Consider the following 4,278-nt stretch of genomic DNA (forward strand, 5'->3'; position numbering starts at 1 on the left):
GATGATTTATTTACAGCAGATTTCATATATAGCGCTGCGCGCAGGCAACAGGCAACAGGGGGAATAAAAAGCTTATCATATAAGACTTTTAGCTATTGGACACTTCCTGCAATTTGTAAATATGCCAGCGCACATTGCTATAAGTAAGGTACATCCCTAGGTGGGCAAGATGCCCGCAGCACAAAAGTTTTATTATTAATCTTTGTACCTCATATACCTCAAATCTGCTGTAAATATAGCGCAATGGTTATCAAATTGGAGATAAGTTTTCTGAGAATTTATCAAAAAAGTAGTCATTTATTAGTTCTTTTACGGAAAAAGCATAACCAATTCCCACATTTGCAGACCTTTCAAGCTCATAAGTCATATTTAACATTTGATTTTGACTTACGATCAAACCTTGAGTAGGGTCAATACCTTGTATTAATATTCCGCCTTGACTTTTAGATAAAATTTCAATATTTTCTTTTAGGATAGAACGAAAAGATTCAAATCCTTGAGTAAGACCAGTTGCTTTTCTAGTAATAATTCCAATAACTTTTCCTGTCTTTGGATCGATTAACGGACCTCCTGAATTACTAGGGTTTACACTTGCATCAACTTGAATAATATCTATATTTATACTTCTATAAAAAGAGGATATTATTCCAGAATGACAGACAAGATTAAGATGTTCAAATGGATATCCGAGAAAAAATATATCATCTCCAATTTGCTTTCTTAAGTCTGAATAATTAGATAGCTTAAAGTTGTAAAGTTTTTGTTCAGATAATTTTGGTATATCAAGGACTATATAATCATAATTTCTTTCATCAGAAGCTGTTTTTGTTCTTTGTAAAAAATCATAATTTGTCATCGAAATACCATCAAGTATATTAGGAGAATTATGAATTGTTCTAATAACAACAACTGAATCCCTGGGAGGAGAATAAGCAACATGATAATTTGTCACTAATAACCCTTCAACCATAAATCCAGTTCCAGAAGCGACTCTTTCTCCATTAACCGTATGAATAATGTTAACAACACCTGATTTTACTTTTTGTACAATATTTGCTAAACACATAATTCAAGCAATTTTTTCAACAAAAAAAGTCTAAGTATATTTACAGCCGTTTTGGAGTTGATGAGGTACAAAATTTTAGGACTTTAGGGAGTAGGAACCCACCCCTAACCCCGACCGTGGAGGGGAATTTGGGAGTAGGGAAAAAAAGATTAATTTTCAAACTGTACCTCACTATCCGCGCAAAGTGCTGTATAAAAGTAAATTCCCTAATTAATTTTCTATTAACTAGGGAAAAAACTACATATTAATATTACAAAAAAATCCAGACTGGCAACGAGTTTACATAAATTCTCGTGGGTCAGTAACATATCCAGTCAGCGCTGAAGCTGCTGCTGTATAGGGAGAAGCTAAATAAACTTGTGCCTGTTTATTCCCCATTCGACCAGGGAAATTACGATTCGTTGTAGATACACAAATTTCTGGTTCATTTAATCGCCCAAATGTATCTTTTGGTCCGCCTAAACAAGCAGCACAAGAGGGAGCAGCAGGTTCAATACAACCAGCATCTAAAAATATTTCTGAGAGGGTTTTTCCATCATGTTTTAAACTAAATAAATCCTCATAAACTTTCTGAGTTGCTGGTACTAAATAGGTGGGAACTTTCACCTGATGACCTTTAATAAGTTTAGCTGCATGAAGAAAGTCAGAAGTTTTTCCACCTGTACAAGAACCAATATAAACTCGGTTAATTTTAACATCCTGACAATTACGAGCAAGTTCCTTATTATCTGGAGAGTGGGGTTTGGCCACTACAGGTTCTAATTTTGTCACATCGTAGGAGCGAGCGCTATAAAATGTCGCATTTTCATCTGTCTGAAATGACTCAAATGTTTTATCTGTTCGACCTTGCAAATATTTAAAAGTAGTTTCATCGGCAGCAATAACTCCATTTTTACCACCTGCTTCAATGACCATATTGCAAAGGGTCATTCGTTCTTCCATTGTCATCTGTTTCACAGTCTCGCCAGCAAATTCCATTGTTCTATAAGTAGCGCCGGAAACAGAAATATCTCCAATAATTTGCAGTATTAAATCTTTGGCCAATAAATAGTCCGGCATTTCCCCATTCAAGACAAACCGCATAGTTGCTGGCACTTTTACCAAAAGTTTGCCAGTACCAAAGATAAAGGCAGCGTCGGTATTGCCGATACCTGTAGCAAATTGTCCAAAAGCACCTGCATTACAAGTATGGGAGTCTGTGCCAAATAAAACTTCCCCTGGACGGGTGTGCCCTTCTTGGGCGAGGGCAACATGGCAAACTCCTTTGTAGTCGGGGTTAGCTTTGAAGTCTGAGCGATCTGTAATGTCGTAAAAGTATTTGATGTTTTGTTCTTGGGCAAAGTCTCGCAAGATATCTACATTACGGTTAGCTCGTTTGTCGGAGGTGAAAATATAGTGGTCTGGGATGAGAACGATTTTTTCCCGGTCCCAAACTCGGGCATTTTCACCAAATTCTTTTTTAAAGATGCCAATAGTACCAGGGCCACATACATCATGGGTCATTAGTACGTCTACGTCGATCCAAATATTTTCTCCTGGGGTAACGGTAGATTTTCCTGATGCTTTGGCCAGGATTTTTTCAACCATAGTCATTGTCATAAATGTTTCCTCTACTGGTGATGATTTAAGTAGTTTACAAGTGTATTTTAGACAACCTCATATTGCTTCGGGCAAGTCATTTCAGTTATCAGTTATCAGTTACCAGTTATCAGCACCTCAAATCTAAAGTTAGGAGGCAATGAAAATACTGAAGTTGATTTTTTTTCATTCCCTTAAAAGGCTATCCATTACCCACATCTTTCTTAACATAAAGCGTAGACATTATAGACGAGTTATGAATAAGTATTAGTTCAGCTTTTTCGGGAGAAAAAATGTATTTTTCCGTACATTTTTTTTGATAACTGCAGTAGTTTTACTTAGCTAATATGATTTTTTCTCCTTTCTCCCCTGTTCCCTTCTCCCCTGCTTCCTTACAAGGGTTTCAAGACTTATGGGTAAGGGATAGCTTAAAAGGGGAGGCTATTGACCTTACTTTTTGGTCAAGGGCGAGAAGGTAATTCTGAGAGTGCCTCAAAATTTCAGAAAAATTCTAGAAAGTAAGCAAAAAATTAAAAGTTACAACATTCTACTCTTGACTTCTTATTTAAAAATTGGCTAATTTTTGTGATTTTGAAAGCTAAAGGTGATACAAAAACAATCAAATAAATTATTTTAGCAATCGCCTAATCATCAAAATATATTAAAAGTTAGTTGTTGGGAGTTAATATAATTATGTTTCAAACATCTGGGAATAATAAATAGTTTTTTGGCAGAACTGAGCTTTAATTTTAAACACCATAAGGAGCATAATTAAAAAAAATTGATGGTTAGATGGAGGGATGATAAAATTGTGGAAAGTTGTGGAGGTAAAAGGTAAGCATTTCCTGCGGAATGCTGCGCAAACAGCCGTCAGCTATTAGCTATCAGCTATTAATTTTGAGGAAGATAAAAGCAACCTTTATTCTTTTTCAAGAATAAAAGTTACTGGCAAAGTCCCCAGACTAAACTTAAGAGGTAATTACTAATTGCTAATTGCTAATTGCTGATAGCTGATAGCTGACTGCTTACGGTAAAAGAGTATTAGATATTTCACCTCAATAGTCCATAAATTTCTTAGTAATTTTAGTATTAATTACAATGACTTTAACTAATTTAGAAATTTTTGAGCAATTAGATGAACTGGTAAAAGGTTTGCTATGGATGAGTGAATCTGATTATCCTTTTGAAGTTTTTATTTGGGAATTTGGAAAGGGAATTTCATTAAATGATGAAATTGTTTTGAAAATTACTAAACATTCTTTAGAGACTACAGTTAAAGTAATAGAATTTGAAGTTTTTTTTAGAGTGGTTATTACAGAAAAAGATTGGCATAATGCACAAGAGGCTGAAGTGGTAAGGAAATATAAGAAACTTGTCAGTATGATGAAGCAATGTTTGACCGATTTAAAGGTTTATAAGCTGGGTGAGGTTAGAAAAGATATTTATATAGTTGGTAAGACAAATACAGGAGATTATGCAGGTGTAGCTACAGTTTCTATTGAGACTTGAATTTAGGAAAAAATGATTAAAAGGATTAGAGATAGGTGGTTTCTAGGATTGGATAAATTACTTACTAGACATAAATTTATAATTTCCTTTTTGTAGCATTTTTTTATTTGATAATTAATATTATA

General features: G+C 34.5%; 3 protein-coding genes. 1 reads left to right on the forward strand and 2 read right to left on the reverse strand.

Annotated elements, in window-relative coordinates; genetic code table 11:
- Window positions 1-250: 250 nt before the first annotated feature.
- Both AC3DU7_RS26685 and AC3DU7_RS26690 read right to left on the reverse strand, forming a co-directional pair.
- Window positions 251-1,066: a trypsin-like peptidase domain-containing protein gene (locus AC3DU7_RS26685; protein WP_488042292.1), complete on the reverse strand. Its 816-nt coding sequence runs from the start codon at window positions 1,064-1,066 to the stop codon at window positions 251-253.
- A gap of 279 nt (window positions 1,067-1,345) precedes the next feature.
- Window positions 1,346-2,665, reverse strand: coding sequence for a 3-isopropylmalate dehydratase large subunit (locus AC3DU7_RS26690; protein WP_488042293.1), 1,320 nt, complete (start codon window positions 2,663-2,665; stop codon window positions 1,346-1,348).
- A 1,077-nt stretch (window positions 2,666-3,742) separates the two neighbouring features.
- On the opposite strand from AC3DU7_RS26690, the gene AC3DU7_RS26695 reads away from it, so the two are divergent.
- Window positions 3,743-4,153: a nuclease A inhibitor family protein gene (locus tag AC3DU7_RS26695; RefSeq protein WP_488042294.1), complete on the forward strand. Its 411-nt coding sequence runs from the start codon at window positions 3,743-3,745 to the stop codon at window positions 4,151-4,153.
- The last annotated feature ends 125 nt before the right edge of the window (window positions 4,154-4,278 follow it).

This window comes from Okeania sp. (genome assembly GCF_983059655.1).

What these genes read in the sequence shown, in the direction of transcription:
- AC3DU7_RS26685 (WP_488042292.1), bottom strand. Translation starts at nt 1,066, where the DNA reads ATGTGTTTAGCAAATATTGTACAAAAAGTAAAATCAGGTGTTGTTAAC.
- AC3DU7_RS26695 (WP_488042294.1), top strand. Translation starts at nt 3,743, where the DNA reads ATGACTTTAACTAATTTAGAAATTTTTGAGCAATTAGATGAACTGGTA.
- AC3DU7_RS26690 (WP_488042293.1), bottom strand. Translation starts at nt 2,665, where the DNA reads ATGACAATGACTATGGTTGAAAAAATCCTGGCCAAAGCATCAGGAAAA.